Source organism: Aquimarina sp. (genome assembly GCF_977115655.1).
This window is the reverse complement of record NZ_CDSBKO010000023.1, coordinates 1-18,419: the sequence shown is the minus strand read 5'-3', so window position 1 is coordinate 18,419 and position 18,419 is coordinate 1. Positions and strand designations below refer to the sequence as shown.

Sequence of the window (18,419 nt, the reverse complement as noted above, 5' to 3'; positions counted from 1 at the left end):
AAATCGTAACTAAATAACATCGATATTGTGCCTTTAAACATGTATACAAAAATACAATAATAATATTATGCAAGAGTCTACAATCTGGTAGGTTTCTTGTAAAAAGAAATGTTATGACAAACAAATTTTATTTTCATAAAAAACAAACCAACAAATATACTATAGCGTTTTATAATTTAGAGAATTTATTTGATACTAAGGATGATCCAAACACATTAGACGATGATTTTTTACCGGATTCGGAAAAACAGTGGAATCGCAAACGGTATGAAAAAAAAATAGAAAAACTTGGAACAGCTATTTCTAATATTGGTTTTTTAAAGGCCAGAAAATCCCCTGTCTTGGTAGGTATTGCCGAAGTCGAAAATTTGGCGGTAATAAAAGATTTGGTTGCCTCTAAGCATTTAAAACAAAAAGAGTATGGTATTGTACATTATGACTCTCCAGACGAGCGGGGTATTGATGTTGCTTTGTTATATCAAAAACAATATTTTGAGGTTACAGACTCTAAGGCTATCCCGCTTTTGGTAGATAATGAGGGCGGTATTAGGGATTATACCCGGGATATATTATGGGTAACAGGACTTTTAAATAACGAAAAAGTACATATTTTGGTAAATCATTGGCCATCCAGAAGGAATGGGGACGAACTAACCTCGTACAAACGTATTATTGCTGCAAAAAAGAACAGGGAGATTATCGACCAAATTACTACAAAAAACCCGGAAGCAAAAATTATTGTAATGGGGGATTTTAATGATGATCCTTATAGCGAGAGTGTTAAAGAGCATTTGGTACAGCACGATCTTTTTAACCCTATGGAGCGGTTACTTACCCGATACAGAGGGACTACAAATTATAAAAGCCAATGGAATTTATTCGACCAGATTATTTTTAGCCATAGTTTTCATAAATACGAAAAAGGAAAACACAGTTTTTCGGACGCTTCGATTTTTGATGAAGACTTTTTAAAAATATACAAAGGCAGGTATAAAGGCAACCCCTTTAGAACCTATGCAGGTAAAAAATATACTGGCGGGTACAGTGATCATTTTCCTGTGTATGTACAGTTAAAATGGAATAAAGAGGAATAAAAGCTTGATACCAGATCTAATTTGGCATCAAGCTTTTATTTTAAACCAGAGTAAAAAAGAACATCGTTTTACAGTAAGTTTAAACGATACAGGATACTACTGCTGTATCGTTTGGTCGGTTTCTTCAACCGTTGTTTTTGCGATTGCTAATAATCTGCATATACCGTTCAGATAAGGTTTCCTGTTCTCTTTTTAGTAGGGTATAGGTATCCTTTTTATCAATTCGGCATATCTTAAAATAGCCTCAGGTTTGATCGCCGTAAACGAAATTTTATCATAGGTGCTATACGGTTACTGTATAAGGCGCTAAACCTTTGGTTGGTTACTTTTAAGTGTTTTGCCCAATTTTGTAACCCTATTCTTTATACTGCCGCTTTTAATCAGGGTTCTGTTTCCAGATCATTCACAAAGTTGTGTATAATAGCACTTGCAGACTCATCGTTCATACGGGCAATGTCATTAAGTTACCCTGTATCTTTTTGAGGATTAAATATCTGTAAAAGCAAAATACCCCTTTACTTCCATCATGGATTCCTGCCTGCGCTGGAATGACAGGCAGAAAGCATTGTTTTTTGGTTATTCTATCATTCCGGAAATTTATCCATCCCGTTGAAGAACGGAACTGGAATCCACCATTAACAAACTTTAAATTAATAGTCTAAATCCTTAACTTAAGAACATTGATAATCCGGGTTTAATTACCTTTTATTTCTATATCATCTATATGATATCGTGTTGTTGCCCTTGGATCGCCACCAATATATCGGAAACCTATACGAACGGTGCTCTCTATACAAGATAAACCAATGGGGCCTGCTGGTATAAAATTTCCAAAAGAGTTTAATGGTCCTCTGGGTATTGTAACATCTAGTTTTATCCAGGAGGTGTTTTTTGGGTTTTCAATAAAATTTTTAGTAATAAAAACTTCAAGGATATTACCATTATCATAACCAGCTTGTAAAGCAAAATTTAAAACTGCAGAAGATGCCGAACTTAAGTCAATTTCCGGGGTTATTAACCAAACTTCGTACAAACTTTCTTTAGAATTAAATCCTGTAACCTGTGCATATTGATTGTTGGCAAAATCTCCTATTTTATAAGCCAGCTTACCTCCTGCTACATTACTATTGATCCATCCTGCATCTTCCAGATCCCTAATTTTAAGATCGGTAAAATTTTCTTTAAATAAAAACGTGGATCCCCCAACAGCCACAGGGCATTCTAAAACTATAGGGTCGCATCTGGTTTCGTTATCAAACAGCAATTTTGTTGGGTCATTAAGTACTAAGTTATAAGTGTTTCCTAAAAAGTTTTTGGTTACTATCCCTTCAAAACTTCCTTGTTTTCCTGATAACTTTAGTCCTTTAAAATCTGAAAATGTACTTGTACTTAGTACTATTGTTCTTCCTGTTGTACAACTTTCTAAAATACGCTCTCCGTCGTATTTATCATTTGCTTCTGCTGCAAAAGTGAAGGGGTTGTCTGGTAAAACCAGATTTTTGGTAAACTGAAGATTATTTACTTTTACATATAGATTTAGTAGTTTATCTGTAATATCTTCCAGTGTAATTTCTAAAGGTATAATGTTTGCTAATTTTGTAGATCGTATCACTGTTTCATTTAAAGAAAATGAAGGAATTGCGCTAATACTATTCCTTTCTAAAATTCCCAAGGTTGGTACTCCATTTTCTATTCCAATAGATAGACTGTTAAGCTTAATATACACTTTTCTTCCAAACTCGTATGTTGTAAATAAAGGGTTATCGTCTATTAGTACTCTTATTCCTGAGGAAGGATTGGTTTCTTTATCCTGAATAACTAATTCTTTAAAAAAATTACTCGCTTTATCACTGGATACTACATATCCTTCCATAAAACTATCTGTGTTTTCAAAAACTACTTTAGCATTTTTTCCTTCATTTTCTAGTGCTTTATTCAAAATACCAAGTATTGCGTCTATAGTAATGATAGTACCTTTAATCTCTGGTTCTTCTATCACCAATTCGGGTGTTTTAAAATCTTCTTCGGGCGAGCACATACTGGTTATAATTGCTAAAGCAAATAGACTAAAAATTTTATTTATCTTCTTTACATTCATTGTATACTATTATATTGTTTTTAAACTTAGGTATGGGATATTTTTATCAGAATCGTATATAAACATTAAGGTAGTACGAAGTGCCAAATCCATAAAAATATTTGGACCCATATACAGAGGTATTTCGTTTAGATTCTTCTAATGCCAATCTATAATTAGCATTTCTTGCCTGCTCAAAACCTCCTGTTCTGTATTTTTGATTTAAAACATTAGAAATAGAAGCAAAAAAGCCAACATAATATTTTTTGATCCTCCATGAAGTGCCACCAATTGCGTTTACTAAGAAATAATCTTCGAATTGCTCTTGTTTTAAAAGATGGTTTGCAACTTTTTCATCATAATCATTAAAAGGCAAGTCGTCCTTATCTTTATAAAAGTTAGATGTTCTTGCAAATGGACTTATGTCACTATAGGCATTAGAAAAATAATTGGTAGTAATACCAAACCACCAAAAATCCGGATCTCGATATTCAAAACCTAATTGCGCAGCATTTTGCGGACCTCCTGCAATTCGGTATCCTTTTAATGTTGATTTTCCAAAATCTCTTGTTCCTTGAAAATCTAAAAAAGCTTCACTAGTACTTGTCAAAATTAAATCTGGGTTATTTGTATACGTAAAATATCCTATAGCAGCGGCTCCTTTAATTTTTATTGTGGGTGTAATTTGATATTCTGCTCCAAATTCACCGCCTATATACGATGTGTCTATATTGGTTAACAGTTCTTGCACAAATCCTGTATCGGATCCGGATATAGCTTGGGTAAAGAAAAAAGAAGTATTTGTTGCATCTTGTATTTGGGTATAATACCCAGTAATTCTGGCTTTTGCCTTTGGAGAACGAAAAATATAACTGGCATCTACAGATTGTATCTTTTCACTCTCCTGAGTCCTCCCAATCAAGTCTGCAACACTACTATTATTTTGTCTTGCATTGTTAAAAGTATTACGAATTGTAGGAGCTTTATTAGCATATATACCCTGTAGCTTTATAAAATTATGCCCATTAATAGTAAGGGTTGTACCTGCTTTTATTCCATAATTTGAAAAATTAATAGTTTCGCTTTTTCCAAAAGAAGCTTTTCCGGGAAAATAACCGTTTTCAAACAAACCGTTTCTTTGATACGTTGTTTGAGAAACAGTTCCTGCAAGAAAAAAAGAAATCCTATTAAATGTAAATTGTCCTTGTGCAAAACCATCGATTTTAGAAGCCTCTATTTCATAATTATAATCATACTTGTCTCCTAGCCCTACAATACGATTAGGGGTACGCAAGTCACTTTGTGCTCTATCTATTAATTGTGCTCCTGTAAATCGTTTGTTAGAAAATGCAAAGACATCTATATCTAAAAAACCAGTGCCGCCCAAAAGGTCTTTTACTTCAGCAAAGTTTTCACTTTTTAAATTTTTATAATTAATAGCCGCATTTAGTGTAATATGAGGATTCAGGACACTGTTTACTATTATATTTCCTGTTACTTGGGTATCTGCCGTTTTATCTTCATATACCATATAAGTAGCGTTACTACCTTGTTTTGCATTTTGTTTGTTGGTTTGTATTAGGCTTTCCCAATCTATCTGCCCATCATTCCTTAAATTTTGTTGGGCTAAAAATGCATTTTGATACTCTAGCGGTGTTGGATCGGGGTTTTGCAAAAAAGAACTTGGCAAATTGTCTGGATGCACGGGATTAGTATCTGCACTTCTACCTCCCCCAATATATGTTTGTTGTCCATTAGTATCTAATACCAAATCACTACCACCAGTATCTATCCTGCTATTGGCTATTTCTCCTTTTTGAAAGGCAATATTTGTATTTAACCTAGTGTTTTTGGTAATATTCCAATAATGATTTAATAAAATCACAGGTTCTTCTATTTTTCGCTCTCTGGAGTTTCTTATTTTTCCGTTCTGCACTCCCCAATTAGGATTGTATTGGTTTCCTTTAAGATCATAAACTTCTTTGGTGATTGCGGTAGATCTTCCTCTGCGATTTGGGGTATAAAAACCAGTAAAATTTATACTATGGCTTTTTCCTATTTGTTTTTCGACAGAGGCAAAAACCGAATTAGCATCATATAATGTTCCTTCTATAAATCCTTCTTTTCCGTATCTTCTGGACAAGGATAAGGAATAGGCCCATCCTTTTAAAGTGTTTCCAGAATTATAGGTTCCTATTACTCTTCCTTGATAACTACGATTGGACATTGCATAGGATATTTTGCCCCCTTTGCGATATTGCGATGCCCTCATAATAATATTGGATGTTCCTAAAAGATCTCCAAAAGCATATTCGTTTTCTGAAATTCCTGAAGAGAATTCCTGATTGCGTTGTACATCATTTAATCCTCCCCAGTTGCTCCATTGAGGTTTTCCAGAATCTAGTTTATTCATTTCGATTCCGTTAATTAAAACTTTTCCGTTTTCATTTCCCAGACCTCTGATTCGAAAAAAGGTAGCACTAAAATCAAAAGCTGCAGCATTAAGAAATATGTCTCGTGTAGATTGAAGCAATGGTGCTATACTAAAAAACGCATCGTTATCCTCATCTAATTCTTCTTGAGTAAGACTAATTATTCCTATTTCCTCCTGATCTTGGCTAAAATCATACTGTAAAGTGATTTTTTTAAGATCTAATATTTCTCCTTGATTAATAACAATAGGAAAACGTTTGGTTATAAAACCTTGCTTTGTTATTATAAGAATTTGCTCACCCAAGGGCAAATTCATCAAATTAAAAGTAAATTCTCCAAAACTATTTGTGCTGGTAGTAATGTTAGCGCCTTTAATAGCTATAGTTACCTTCTCCAGGTTTTCTTCTGTAATTGCATCTATAATTTTTCCTTGTAGTTCTGTGTGTTGCGCATATATACCAACTGTACTATAAAACAAAATAAATAGAATCTTTTTAGGGTCTAAAAAATGATAAGCCATCTCTATAATTTGTGTGTAACTAAAATGAATTGAGCTACTTGTTAATAAGTTACAAGTATAAAGTATATTAGTTTCATTTTTTAACACCGAAATAATTAATCTTTGTATTTATTAATTATTTTTAAAAAGATCTTATGATATTAAGAAGTGTATTTACATTGGTTATCTCATTAATAACATCGGTTGTTATTTCTCAAGAAAAAAAAGAATATAAAATTCATACTGTGGCATTTTATAACCTCGAAAATCTTTTTGATACAGAGGACGACCCTATTACTTTTGATGATGACAGAACGCCCAAGGGGAAAGATCATTGGACCCAAGAGGTATATACCCATAAAGTAAAAAATATGGCTAAAGTAATCTCTGAAATAGGAATGGATCTTACTAAAAATTCTCCCGTTATTATAGGTGTTGCTGAGGTTGAAAACAGAAAAGTATTAGAAGATCTTGCTAATGAAAACAGCCTTAAAGCCAACGATTATGGTATTGTTCATTTTGATTCTCCCGATCGTAGAGGTATTGATGTTGCTCTGCTATATCAAAAAAAATTATTTAAAGTAAAAAGTTCTAAAAAACATACATTAATACTGTATGATCAAGATACTAATACCAGAGTATACACCAGAGATCAATTATTAGTGAGTGGCTATCTGGACGGCGACCTGATCCATATTATTGTAAATCATTGGCCGTCCAGACGAGGCGGAGAAGCCAAAAGTAGATATAAACGAGAAAAAGCAGCTACTCTGAATAAAAAAATTATAGACTCTTTATTTGCTATAGATCCATACTCTAAAATTATAATAATGGGGGATCTTAATGACAACCCAAATAATATAAGTGTCAAAAAAATATTAAATGCAAAATCCTCTAAAAAGGAGTTGGTTATAAAAGGATTGTATAATCCTATGGCAAGATTGGTTAAAAAAGGTATTGGTTCTCTTGCCTGGCAAGACCGGTGGAGTTTATTTGACCAAATTATTGTTTCTAAATCTTTTTTAGATAAAGATTACTCTTCTTATAGATATTATAAAGCAGGTATATATAATGCAGCGTATTTAATTACACCCGATGGTAAATATAAGGGATATCCTTTTCGTAGTTTTTCTAACGGATCGTATACAAAAGGATATAGCGATCATTTTCCTGTATATATAACCTTGATTAAACAAAAAAAGTAATCCAAATAGCGTATGTTCCTTATAAAAGACTAAATTTTCAGTTAAAAACAAATTTGCCAAAAGATTATCTTTTAATTACTTAATATGTTAATCCCTTTGTTGTTGTTAAACCGCCTGTTACAAGATCCGTATGGTAGGCGGTACTTCGAGTAAACTCGGCAGAATTTTGTAAGGTGCACTTAGTTATCTATGGCGGAGACATTTACACAACTCTTAAAAATTCTATTTCGGTTTCCTTATCTCTTCAATTTGTTTTTCAATTTGGATTTTATGTCGCTTGATTTCAGAATTAACTATCCTAATGATCTCTTCTTCAGTTAAATTTTCATTATACGCCTTTTCAAAATGTAGTTGATTGTTATAACCAAAAACTTGATATTTTGTATAGTCAAATTTAAACTCAATCCAAGAATTATGGTTTGATTCTTGAAATCCTTTTTGATTAAATGCAATATATTTAAATTCAGGTTTTATAGAGTCTGTATCGTCTCTTATGTTTTTTCTTGCGATTTCTAAAGCTCTGTCTTTATTTGAGGTATTTGATCCATTATTTACCCGCAAGTAAAACCGATTTTTAATATAAAACTTCTCAAACTTTTCTCCCTTATCCATAAAAACTATAGTTAAAGGCACGATTGAATTATCGAATATGTTGAGTATGGATTCTTTATTTTTAGATATGTCTATTGGTTGTGAAATTGATTTTAGCTTTTGTTCCAATAAACTAATTTCCTTATCAATGTCATCAGGGTCTTCTATGTTCTCTCCTCTAGCTCCTTTAATCATAATTTCAAGAGAATGCACAAGATTTTTTCCAATGTACTCAATGAAAGGTTCTAAAATTCCTGCATCTGCTTGACGTAAGACACTAAAATAATTCATTTTATCTTCTGTCTTAATTATTACTGGTGGAAAGCCGTATCGCAAAAGAATAAAATTCATGAGAATTCTTGCAGTTCGGCCGTTTCCGTCATCAAAAGGGTGAACCCTAATAAATTTGTAGTGGAATTCAGATGCAACCAAAACTGGATTAAAATCGGTTTTATCAATTTTTTCTCTATACCAATCCATCAAATCTCTCATTAATGCAGGTGTTTCTTCAGGATTTGCAAATCTGAAAATCTCCCCATTTTTAGTTTTTACGTGATTTGGACTTGATTTATATTTACCAATTTCAATTCGCTTTTTTGTGGGTGTACCATCAGGTGCTATAGCATCAACTTCATAAGGTTCTTTCAATATTAGTTTGTGAAGTTCCCTTATAAAGTTTTCTGTTAGTGGACGGTCTTGTTTAATAATATCCAGAACCCATTTTACAGCCTCATCGTGCCCAGATATTTCAAAATGGTCTTTTAAAGGTTTTCCTTGAGCCGTAATTCCAAATAAAATTAGTGCTTTTGTTTCTCCGTATGTTAAGGAGTTTCCCTCTAAATGATTTGAGTGATAATTCCAATCTAATCTAAATTTTTGCATTATTCTCAATTCATCTTCTTTGCTTAAAGGTTTCAAAGAATCCAAATCGGTTTTTAATTCCAATGCCTTTTCTATATTATTCATTGCGTTTTTTGATTTTATGGGCAACAACCATATACATTCAATCAAGCACATTGCCAGAACATAAAGGTAATAATAACCCTGTAATCTATACAAAAAAGAAAAACATAAAATACACCACTCCAAATCGGAAGACTTTGTGCAGTAAGGTTATTCCATAAAACTTTAATGTTTTGAAATAACGTATTCTTATGATTTTTTAATGGCATCTAAGATTTAGTATAAACGGTATTAAAACGACTGTTTATATCTTGCTAAGAGTTGAGTTAATTGCTAAAGCCATATTTTCTAAAGGTTAAATTTATTCTTGGCTTTTTATATTTTGGATTTAGAGGGAGACTATGTTCATATCTTTCCTGGCAATGTTTTCCCATAATTATTAAACTACCATTTTCTAACGTATGGGAAACTTCCACTTTGGTTTCTTTTTCTCTAAACTTGAATTCTCTTTCCTGACCCAAACTTATTGATGGAATGATTGATGTATCGCCAAAGGCAACATAATCTGAATGAAAATCTACTCCAGAGTTACCATCCGGATAAAATATTAGAACGCACACTTCGAATTTTTGATTTGTAAAATCTTCAATTCTTTTTTTTAGCTTTTTCAATTTATTAGTCCATCCCCTTGTTGGCCCCCAATGTTGTTCAGGAAATATATTCTCAGCCAGAAGATTTTGGTCTAAAAACATAATTTTTTTGAAATTTACTTTATGCGTTATCTTATCCTTAGTTTTAGGATTAAAGTTTGTTTTTTTAACAATATCATTTAATTCAAAAAATAGCTCCTCGACATCTATTAATTCTAAAAAATTACTAAAGTATTCAACTTCACTATTTAAAGGTAGTTTCATCTTAATTAGAGGTTTTAATCCACATTGTGGAGTTTATAGCTAAATTAATATGAAATAACATTAATCTTTCTAGTAAAAAATCGAATTTCTACGTTAAAAATACTCGTCATAGCTTTGGTATGATTTGTAGGAAACATATTTTTAAGGATATAAAAGAACAGCTTAAAATAAATCGTTTTATAAGAAATTAGAGGCTTGTGCAATGGCTACCGGTGTTAGCTACAGTTTGAAATGGTCTCTTTTATAGACTCATAATCGTTTTGTAATCGACCACCAAGTTGGTTTATAAATTCAAGTATAATCATTAGTTCTTCCAGCTTTCCTTGTTGCATAGCATCAGCAGACTTGTTTATTTCAATTTGGACTCTTCGTTGTAAATTATACAAGCTTTCGAGCTCGTATAGACATTCGTAGTTGAATTCACTTGTAACGTTTAAGGTAGTAGTCGTTTTCCAGGCTATTTCAGTCAATGTTGGAATTTCCAAATTTATACGAGTTACTCCTCTATAATGATATATTCCATTATCAATAGCTATTGAGTCTTTTACTCTAAAGTAATCTGGATATTTATTATTGAGTAATTTCAGTTGTTTTGGATTTGCAATAATTGCTGCAGTATTCCCATCATATAAATTCTTAAAATCCCGATACGCATTTATAATTTGATGGCTATTAATTAAAACAGAATCGATTTCTATTTTATTATTTTTTATTTCTTCTGTGATTTTGATTATTGCGACTTTTTTTTCTTCATTTATTTTTTTTGAAGTATTCCAATTGTTAAACCAAATGGCAAGATTAATACCAATAAAGAGTAATAGAATTTCTCCAAAAATGTATTTTAAATTCAGTTTTCTATTTAGTTTAAAAAATCGCATATATTATTTTAATGTAAATTTCAGCTATTAGAGTTGCGTGGTTTAGCGGTTAATTTGGCAAGTACACACCAAACTGGAAATCCTCGCACATTTTTGTAAGTGGACTTGTACTAGCAATTAATTTTATACGGTGTTGGCTGTTTTTTTTTTATTTCAATACTACTTCCAGCTATCACTTTCCACTCATTATTAAATGATTTCCAAATTCGTATTATCTTATATTTTCCATCAAGAGAATAATCATAATAGGTTCCTTTCATATCAATAATCACAGAAACAATTGCATTATCTCCAATCAGGTTTATTTTCTGTTTTGAAGATTTAATTTTGTCAATCCTCATATTTCCTGAGCTATATGTTGCCATATCCATAGCCTTGGTTATAGTTTGTCCATTAGGAATATTGAAAAATAATTTTTCGTGTAATAATTCGTCCAGTTTTTTAACATCACAATTTTTCATTGCGTTTAAAAGTTCTTTCTCAACTTTTATTATGGCATCATTTTCTACTGATTCAGTTGTAATCATTCTGGATTTTTATTTTGTTGTTTTTAATAATAGCTAACGGCAAATATATGAATCGGAGTAAGGCGAGTATACCTTAACCAATCGATCTATCTGCGCATTTTTATTTCTTGTTTAATTTATAAAAATTTAGCGCCATTGCAAAAAGGAAATAACCTTTTGATTGGTACCACATTTTAATCTGATTTCATATATAATGTGTGTGTAGTTCTATTTTTCATCAATAATAATTTCTTCAACTTCTTCAACCTCGTATCGATCAAAATCTCTTTCGTCCCAATATTTATTATTTTCGAATAATTCAAGTACTCGAATTGTCTTTGGAATATTAGTATAATCTTTTAAAACAAAATTGAAATAAAAATAACAATCACAACTCGTTATAGGATATTCTCTATCTATTAATTGTGGTTTATCTAATTCAATAAGTAATATGTCATTTTGTTCGGTAATATTTTTTAAATATGCTTTTCTCCAAGAACAGTTTACTATATAACCTAATCTAACATTTAGATTACCATTTTGAATTGTGTTTTTTCGAATCCCTACAGAATCGATTCCACAATCATTTTGACAATCAGAAACCTTAAATCGTTCAATTTTTTCAATAAGAGGTAATTCTTTTCGTTTTGAACAACCAACAATTAAAAATGAAAGAAAAAATATTATAACAAATATCCTCATATTTACTGTTCTGTGAAATTCAAACTATTTTCTATACTGTATTTATTTTTAATTATTTAAAATTTGGTTCTTTACTCTACTTTTCCGCTTTCTTCCTGTTAGCTTAGGGAATTAACGAGATATTTAGGGATTACATACAACATTATAGGATTAAATCAAATATGACTATGGCTTACATGATTTAATCCGCTGTTGTAACAATGTTATAATAGCAATTGTTATTATTTTTCAAACACAAAGGTACTAATAACCAGTAAAAAATTTTAAGGATATAAAACATCCTGTGCTTTATAGTATAGCCCGGATTTAAAAAAGAAGAGCATAACATAAATCGCTCCAAGTCCGTAGAATTTGCGCAGCAAGGTAATAAATCGTTTTATAATAAATTATAGGCTTGTGCAACGGTTACCATTGTTATTATGTGCAGGCTTTTATTTGTCTCCTGTTTTAAACTCAATCAAATATGGTTTCAATGGAATACTTTTCTCTGTCCTAAAGTTGTTTGTTATATATATTTGATATTTTTTATTTGGTTCTAGTTCTATCGGAATTGTCCAGGATTGATTATCATCTGACCATTGTCTTCCATTCAATGTTCCTTTTGGAAATGCATCTTGTCCCAATTCTCCAAAGTCTACACCAGTATTGTATCCATTTAAGGGTTGAGAAAATTCTATTGTAATTTCTTTGGTTGTCGGACTTACATTTTGGCTTTTGTTCTCAAATTGCTTGATGCCAACAACTGATGGTCTTTTCTTCTCAAACGATTGATAAAGACTGTCAAGTGGCTTGCTAAAATACATTGACTTTTTAATAAAATCTTCAACTTCCGATTCATTGGTATAATCTAACTCAATCATTGTTTTAATGGCATCTGCCTTATTATCAGATTGATTATAATAGCTTTCGCAAATCTGATACCCGACATAATAGCCTAAATCTCTCATTCCAAATTCGTTTGGTGCATTACCATCTAACCACTTGTATAGATTGTTTGGATAAAACATCTCGGTTTCAAATACTTCGCGTATTCTTTCGGCATTTTTCTTACCAAATTCAATTTGAGGATTAGGTGATTTTTTTTCAAGTGCTTTTGATGCAATAAACTCCGCAACACCTTCATATAGTGTCAGTGATAGAATATTAAAAACTCTTAGGTTTTGTTGAGTATGAACATATTCGTGGATATTTAGAAATATAAGATGTTTACTTGGGTTGGTAGCAAAATGTAATTTTAAGTGTGATAAGCTCTCTGGAAATTCAATTGTTTCTGTTGTGCTGTCCGCCAATGATATTTCAGAACCTATAAGAACCAAACTATCAATTGTTGTTCCTCCTGTGCGAAAAGCCCCAATTGTGAAATAGATTTTTGCAGGCTTTAATTTAGGATATATTGCTTTGAACTTTTTTATTCCATCCTCCAATTCAGAGTTGATTTTACTTACCTTTAAGGTGTTTTCTCTGATTGAATGCCAAAACTTTGGATAGTTATTTATTGAATTGATATAATCTTCTGGTGTATAGTTTCTTGCTTGTCGAATCCCTTCTAAACCTACGGTTCCTTTTTGAAAATATAGACTGTCAAGATATTTATATTGAAGTACAGAGTCTTGGGTTGCTGTGATTCTATCATATGCATTCCAAAAATTTGTAATGTCAGATGTGATAACATTTTGATTTAGTTCTTTTCCACTCTGACAATTTGTTAGCACTAATATTGTAATTAATAAAATCAGTGTATTTTTTATCATTGAATTTTGTGTTTTGATCTACTTGCACATAACAATATCATAATAACAACTGGACATATTCCTCAAACATAAAGATACTAATAACCAGCAAAAAAGCGAGACAATTTTGTCTGGCTTTGGCAAAATTTGTGCTAAAAGCACTTTTAAAGATATAAAACATCTTACGCTTTATAGTATAGCCCGGATTTAAAAAAGAAGAGCATAACATAAATCACTTCAAGTTGGGAGATTTTGTGTAGGAAGGGGAGATAAAGTACTCTAAAAACATGGTTCTTCTTTTTTTAAACTCTTGCCAATTCTCTCGATTCCCCCCTTATTTGCAAATCCCGGATCAGTCAACAAGACATATAGCGTTGGCCTATCGGCACGCCATATACTTAGTTATTCTATACAGTTATTCTATCCCAAACTTCCCTTTCATTTCCCTTAATATTAGTTTAGGGTCATAACCATAACCGTTTTTAAAGACCAATTCAACATTTCTTATATCCTTTTCGATATTTCCCTCAATAACAACAAAATCTGCTTTTTTACCTTTTTCTACAGTCCCAATTTCAGAGTTAGAAAGTACTTTCGCACCATTACTTGTCATAATTTTAATTACCTCCTCGGTTTTAAATCCTGCTTCTTTAAGCAATTCAAAATTTCGCTGGTCACCAAAACCAGGCAGGACGTGCCTACCAGCATCTACACCTGCTGTTAATGTTCCGCCCATTTTAAAAAACTGATATTCAAAATCCATAATTCGTTTAAGCCTTTTTTCTCTTAAGTCATTGTCAGAATTAATACTGTCATATTGCTTTCTTCTTTCTTGATATTGCGCAACTAAAAATGGCAACATTACATCTAATGTGCGTTTGTCTGCAAAGGCTCTTTTGGGAATACTTGCTTCATAAATAGCCAAAGTTGATGTTAGAAACACATTTTTGTCAATCATAAGTTGATGAAGTTGTCTTACTTTTTCACTATTAATTATTATCTCATCAATATATTCTCTTGAACCGTCACAAATTCCGAATGTTTTATTTCTTCTAAAATCACTTGTGCTATTTAGTCCGTGTTCAATTCCGTCTATTCCTAAATTTGTTGCTTGTTCAAAAGTAATTGAACATAAATGTCCTGTTACTTTAGCATTGTGCTTATGAGCTTCATTAATTATAATTTCTAAATCGTTTGGGATTGTATTTCGATATACTTTGAACCAACGTACTCCTTTTTTTGTCCAATATTGAATAGTGTCTTTAATATGTTTTGCATCACGTGGAATAATCATATTTGGATTACCTCCTTTTCCAGTAAAATAAGGACCACTTGTTACTATGTTAGGTCCAATAATTTGTCCTTTCTCAATTTTATTTGACAATTCTATTTCCTCTTCTGGTGATGCAGAACCGCAAGTTTGGATTGTTGTTACTCCTGATGCTAAATAAAGTTTTGATGCTGTTTCTCCTATGAATGGAAATTGTGGAATATGAAGATGGTTGTGAACGCCAACAATTCCAGGAATAATGGTTTTCCCCTTTAGATTTATTATTGTTGTATTTTCAGGGATGTCAATTTCCGAACTTTTCCCAATTGATTGAAAATAACCGTTTACAACAATCAATGTTTGGTTTTCTTTAGCTGAATTTCCTTTTCCGTCAAAAACTGTGGCATTCGTTAATACAATAATATTGGAATTATATTTTACATATTTAAGTGTGTTTTGGTTTAGTTCAGTCCTTTTTTGGGTAAAATTGATATCTGAATTCAGAACAATAAGTTCCGATTTAGAATTTTGCTTGCAACTTAAAATAGTTACAATTAGAAGTATGAATGTTAAATGTTTCAATGAAGTTTTTTTATAATTGCATAGAACTAATGTTATATAATTACCAAGGTAACTATATTTCTTAATATCTGTTTATATAGCTACCTTACTAACTATACATTTAGAACAGAAAGGTACTAATAACCAGCAAAAAGAGGATGTCTAAAAAGTATATTTTAGAATTTACTGTCACATTGATCGGAGTGGAAATATATTGATTTTTAAAGATAATTACCTCTCGACTCCGCTCGAGATGACAGAAGAATTGACTTTTTAGACACCCTCCTGATACAATTTGTATTAAAAGCACTTTTAAGGATATAAAATATCTTACACTTTATAGTATAGCCCAGATTTTAAAAAGCATAAAGTGAATCACTCTAATTCGGGAGACTTTGTGTAGTAAGGGAGGATTAATATTCGTCGGAAAATGTAAATTTATTTATGTGGATTAATAAGCGATCTAAAGCATTTTCTTTTAGTGTGTTTTTAGCATAATTTTTGTCACTTAAATGAGACTCGTAAACAAAAGTAATTAAATGACATCTAGCTTGACTGAAGTCCTTGTTGCTTGGTCGTTGAAGCATTTCGCTTGTTATTTCAAATGTAAACTTATCTATAAAGTTCGTTGAAGAAGTTATCATAACACAAACATACCCTTCTTCAACATCATAAACATCGTCGTTAGAAATTATAATTGCTGGATGTGGTATGGAGTTATCTACCTTAGGAAAATCAAAATATACTTCTATAATATCGCCTCGTTTTAAAGCCATATTATATTAAACTGTTTTTTTATAAAAATGGGAATTCATTTTAATAATTCCTTTTTTAATTGATTCATCAGTCTTTAAAGTTTCTTTTTCTTTATATACAATTTTATGGGTTATTGCCTCAGACTTATAAAGACTCTTCAATAGATACTTAAATTTTGATTTAAGTTCATTGTTGTTATCAAGGAAATTGTGTTCCTGCATTTTCTCATAAATCTTTTCTAAATTTGAGATACTTTGTTTTATTTGAATAAGCATATCATTTGCTGATTCAGTAGATAATTCTTTTAAATGCACATGAGTTCCTTCTACTTTTAATATTGAATCTTCAATAGCAGAATTAAGCTTAGATAACCTCTTTATTAAAAAGCCTTCCATCGATTTTATTAAAAATCGTTTTAATAAAGAACTTTTATTAGCCTCTTTAATTACAGGCTGAGTTATATTGTATATATTTAAGTTAAGAATCATATTTAAAAATATATAATACTTTGTATATATAGAACAATTATACAATAAGCATACCATATAAGTGCTAAAAGTGATGTTAAACGTAGTTTTATACGTATTAATTTAGATTAATTCTAAATTAAAACCAATGAAACGCATTTATTTAATCGATTTATTTTTAAATAAATTACAAATTTTAGATGAATTAATCAAAATATGCTATATCACATCTGCTCAAACAAGCTAAAATAATAGGAATGAAATAAAGTGTTTTTAGTAATCAATAGATCATGGAGTGATATGTTTAGTACTAATAACCAATAAAAAAGCCAGACAATTTTGTCTGGCTTTGATACAATTTGTACTAAAATCACTTTTAAGGATATAAAACATCTTACGCTTTATAGTATAGCCCGGATTTAAAAAAGGAGAGTATAACATAAATCACTTCAAGTTGGGAGATTTTGTGTAGGAAGGGGAGATAAAGTACTCTAAAAACATGGTTCTTCTTTTTTTAAACTCTTGCCAATTCTCTCGATTCCCCCCTTATTTGCAAATCCCGGATCAGTCAACAAGACATATAGCGTTGGCCTATCGGCACGCCATATACTTAGTTATTGGCACACGTATTTATTTTTTTAGTGTGTGTTCCCGTATTCAAAAGTTGAAAAGTCTTTGAAAAGGAGAATGTTCTTATTATCATTCCAAAAAGTGTCAATAATTTTAAATTCTCCTTTCGGAAAACTAATTAAATCTCCTGCTTTAAGAATTACGTCTCCTCCATATTCACAAACACAAAGTTCCCCTTTTACAGTTGTTGCATAAACGGTTACTTTTTCTGAAATCATTTTTAAATCATTATCAGAGATTTTATCATAATCACCTTCAAAGTCATTTAAAACGAATAATTTTAAATTTCTATGTGTATTTTTCGGAGATGATATACTTTCGATTGGCGTAATCACTTCATTCAAATTTTGCTTTGGTCTCCCATTTAAGAAAAGTACAATTCCAATTATAATATAAATATTTGTTCTTTTAACATTTCTTCAATAAGACCTGTTTTTAAGTCTAGCCATTATCAAATGACAAAGAAAAAAACTACAGATGATCAAAAGCCTTGAACAACAACAGCTTAATAAACGTATCTCAGAGCTTGAGAAGCAGCTTAAAGATACAGAAATGAAGGCTATTGCCTATTCTACTATGGTTAATATTGCTGAAAAAGAGTTTAATATTTCTATAAGAAAAAAGTAGAATACCAAACCATCGAAGAAATGAAGAAGCATTATTCTCACATAGGATTAGCCAAGCTATGCGGTTGGTTTGGTATAACTAGACAGGCTTACTATCAAAATAGCTGGAAAACAGCCGATATTAGCATAGAAGAAGAATTGGTCATAAGTGAAGTGACTCGTTCTAAAAAAAGTTTACAGATTCAGCCCACATCGAGAGCCTCCTTACTACGTAAATATTACGAATCCTGAGGTTCTCGAAGGGTGAGCTTGGCGTATCCGAGTCATTAATTTTCTATATGTTTTTGTCAATATGATAATCAATTTGATAGGCGGAAATGTTTTCCGTGCAAGCGGTAAGAGTAAAAAAATATAGTAATTCTTAATGTATTTTAACTTATGGTAAAATGCTTTGGTAACTGCAAGGATTGTAAATCCGCTTATCTGGATCCATTTTATTTATACGTTGATTCTACTTACTGGATTCCGTTTTTTAACGGAATGACAAAATAATCTGAAATGCATTAGTTGGAGTGAAGCGTTTGCTTTTTGTCATCCTATGTTTGTATAGGGTTTAAATTTCAATAATGATTTACTT

At 31.3% G+C, this 18,419-nt stretch carries 15 protein-coding genes; 3 read left to right on the top strand and 12 right to left on the bottom strand.

Annotation, left to right across the window (positions count from 1 at the left end):
• The first annotated feature begins 113 nt into the window (after positions 1 to 113).
• Complete coding sequence (locus ACZIYX_RS11380) at positions 114 to 1,094, top strand: endonuclease/exonuclease/phosphatase family protein (protein WP_462682363.1); 981 nt, start codon at positions 114 to 116, stop codon at positions 1,092 to 1,094.
• Positions 1,095 to 1,788: 694 nt separating this feature from the next.
• Here ACZIYX_RS11380 and ACZIYX_RS11375 read toward each other — a convergent pair.
• Positions 1,789 to 3,192 (bottom strand): DUF5689 domain-containing protein, encoded by a 1,404-nt coding sequence (locus ACZIYX_RS11375; RefSeq protein WP_462682362.1) that lies wholly within the window; start codon positions 3,190 to 3,192, stop codon positions 1,789 to 1,791.
• Positions 3,193 to 3,238: 46 nt separating this feature from the next.
• Positions 3,239 to 6,124: a carboxypeptidase-like regulatory domain-containing protein gene (locus tag ACZIYX_RS11370; protein ID WP_462682361.1), complete on the bottom strand. Its 2,886-nt coding sequence runs from the start codon at positions 6,122 to 6,124 to the stop codon at positions 3,239 to 3,241.
• 134 nt (positions 6,125 to 6,258) lie between these two features.
• Here ACZIYX_RS11370 and ACZIYX_RS11365 point away from each other — a divergent pair, with 134 nt between their 5' ends.
• Positions 6,259 to 7,308, top strand: a complete 1,050-nt coding sequence (locus tag ACZIYX_RS11365) for an endonuclease/exonuclease/phosphatase family protein (RefSeq protein ID WP_462682360.1) — start codon at positions 6,259 to 6,261, stop codon at positions 7,306 to 7,308.
• A 222-nt stretch (positions 7,309 to 7,530) separates the two neighbouring features.
• Here the strand turns inward: ACZIYX_RS11365 and ACZIYX_RS11360 are convergent, their stop codons facing one another.
• From ACZIYX_RS11360 to ACZIYX_RS11315, 10 genes are all read right to left on the bottom strand, one after another.
• On the bottom strand, positions 7,531 to 8,865 hold the full coding sequence (locus ACZIYX_RS11360) for a Fic family protein (protein ID WP_462682359.1): 1,335 nt from the start codon (positions 8,863 to 8,865) through the stop codon (positions 7,531 to 7,533).
• A 263-nt stretch (positions 8,866 to 9,128) separates the two neighbouring features.
• Positions 9,129 to 9,716, bottom strand: coding sequence for an alpha-ketoglutarate-dependent dioxygenase AlkB (locus ACZIYX_RS11355; RefSeq protein WP_462682358.1), 588 nt, complete (start codon positions 9,714 to 9,716; stop codon positions 9,129 to 9,131).
• A gap of 215 nt (positions 9,717 to 9,931) precedes the next feature.
• On the bottom strand, positions 9,932 to 10,594 hold the full coding sequence (locus tag ACZIYX_RS11350; RefSeq protein WP_462682357.1) for a hypothetical protein: 663 nt from the start codon (positions 10,592 to 10,594) through the stop codon (positions 9,932 to 9,934).
• A 110-nt stretch (positions 10,595 to 10,704) separates the two neighbouring features.
• Positions 10,705 to 11,121: a nuclear transport factor 2 family protein gene (locus tag ACZIYX_RS11345; RefSeq protein WP_462682356.1), complete on the bottom strand. Its 417-nt coding sequence runs from the start codon at positions 11,119 to 11,121 to the stop codon at positions 10,705 to 10,707.
• A gap of 207 nt (positions 11,122 to 11,328) precedes the next feature.
• Positions 11,329 to 11,802 carry a hypothetical protein gene (locus tag ACZIYX_RS11340; RefSeq protein WP_462682355.1) on the bottom strand — a complete coding sequence of 158 codons (474 nt, stop codon included), beginning with the start codon at positions 11,800 to 11,802 and terminating at the stop codon, positions 11,329 to 11,331.
• Positions 11,803 to 12,233: 431 nt separating this feature from the next.
• Positions 12,234 to 13,553 (bottom strand): gliding motility protein GldB-related protein, encoded by a 1,320-nt coding sequence (locus ACZIYX_RS11335; protein WP_462682354.1) that lies wholly within the window; start codon positions 13,551 to 13,553, stop codon positions 12,234 to 12,236.
• Positions 13,554 to 13,947: 394 nt separating this feature from the next.
• The gene (locus tag ACZIYX_RS11330; RefSeq protein ID WP_462682353.1) at positions 13,948 to 15,384 is read right to left on the bottom strand and encodes an amidohydrolase family protein; all 1,437 of its coding nucleotides are present in this window, start codon (positions 15,382 to 15,384) and stop codon (positions 13,948 to 13,950) included.
• Between the two features lie 392 nt (positions 15,385 to 15,776).
• Positions 15,777 to 16,139: a type II toxin-antitoxin system PemK/MazF family toxin gene (locus ACZIYX_RS11325; RefSeq protein ID WP_462682352.1), complete on the bottom strand. Its 363-nt coding sequence runs from the start codon at positions 16,137 to 16,139 to the stop codon at positions 15,777 to 15,779.
• 6 nt (positions 16,140 to 16,145) lie between these two features.
• Positions 16,146 to 16,607: a hypothetical protein gene (locus ACZIYX_RS11320; protein WP_462682351.1), complete on the bottom strand. Its 462-nt coding sequence runs from the start codon at positions 16,605 to 16,607 to the stop codon at positions 16,146 to 16,148.
• A gap of 617 nt (positions 16,608 to 17,224) precedes the next feature.
• Entirely contained in the window at positions 17,225 to 17,551 is a 327-nt protein-coding gene (locus ACZIYX_RS11315) for a hypothetical protein (RefSeq protein ID WP_462682350.1), read from the bottom strand.
• Positions 17,552 to 17,693: 142 nt separating this feature from the next.
• On the opposite strand from ACZIYX_RS11315, the gene ACZIYX_RS11310 reads away from it, so the two are divergent.
• A complete protein-coding gene (locus ACZIYX_RS11310) occupies positions 17,694 to 17,843 on the top strand; it encodes a hypothetical protein (RefSeq protein WP_462682349.1) in 150 nt (49 codons plus the stop codon).
• Positions 17,844 to 18,419 lie beyond the last annotated feature (576 nt).

Excerpts from the sequence above, each read along its gene's own strand:
- ACZIYX_RS11365 (WP_462682360.1), top strand. The coding sequence starts at position 6,259 with ATGATATTAAGAAGTGTATTTACATTGGTTATCTCATTAATAACATCG.
- ACZIYX_RS11380 (WP_462682363.1), top strand. The coding sequence starts at position 114 with ATGACAAACAAATTTTATTTTCATAAAAAACAAACCAACAAATATACT.
- ACZIYX_RS11350 (WP_462682357.1), bottom strand. The coding sequence starts at position 10,594 with ATGCGATTTTTTAAACTAAATAGAAAACTGAATTTAAAATACATTTTT.
- ACZIYX_RS11325 (WP_462682352.1), bottom strand. The coding sequence starts at position 16,139 with ATGGCTTTAAAACGAGGCGATATTATAGAAGTATATTTTGATTTTCCT.
- ACZIYX_RS11310 (WP_462682349.1), top strand. The coding sequence starts at position 17,694 with ATGATCAAAAGCCTTGAACAACAACAGCTTAATAAACGTATCTCAGAG.
- ACZIYX_RS11340 (WP_462682355.1), bottom strand. The coding sequence starts at position 11,802 with ATGAGGATATTTGTTATAATATTTTTTCTTTCATTTTTAATTGTTGGT.
- ACZIYX_RS11335 (WP_462682354.1), bottom strand. The coding sequence starts at position 13,553 with ATGATAAAAAATACACTGATTTTATTAATTACAATATTAGTGCTAACA.
- ACZIYX_RS11370 (WP_462682361.1), bottom strand. The coding sequence starts at position 6,124 with ATGGCTTATCATTTTTTAGACCCTAAAAAGATTCTATTTATTTTGTTT.
- ACZIYX_RS11360 (WP_462682359.1), bottom strand. The coding sequence starts at position 8,865 with ATGAATAATATAGAAAAGGCATTGGAATTAAAAACCGATTTGGATTCT.
- ACZIYX_RS11320 (WP_462682351.1), bottom strand. The coding sequence starts at position 16,607 with ATGATTCTTAACTTAAATATATACAATATAACTCAGCCTGTAATTAAA.
- ACZIYX_RS11375 (WP_462682362.1), bottom strand. The coding sequence starts at position 3,192 with ATGAATGTAAAGAAGATAAATAAAATTTTTAGTCTATTTGCTTTAGCA.
- ACZIYX_RS11345 (WP_462682356.1), bottom strand. The coding sequence starts at position 11,121 with ATGATTACAACTGAATCAGTAGAAAATGATGCCATAATAAAAGTTGAG.
- ACZIYX_RS11355 (WP_462682358.1), bottom strand. The coding sequence starts at position 9,716 with ATGAAACTACCTTTAAATAGTGAAGTTGAATACTTTAGTAATTTTTTA.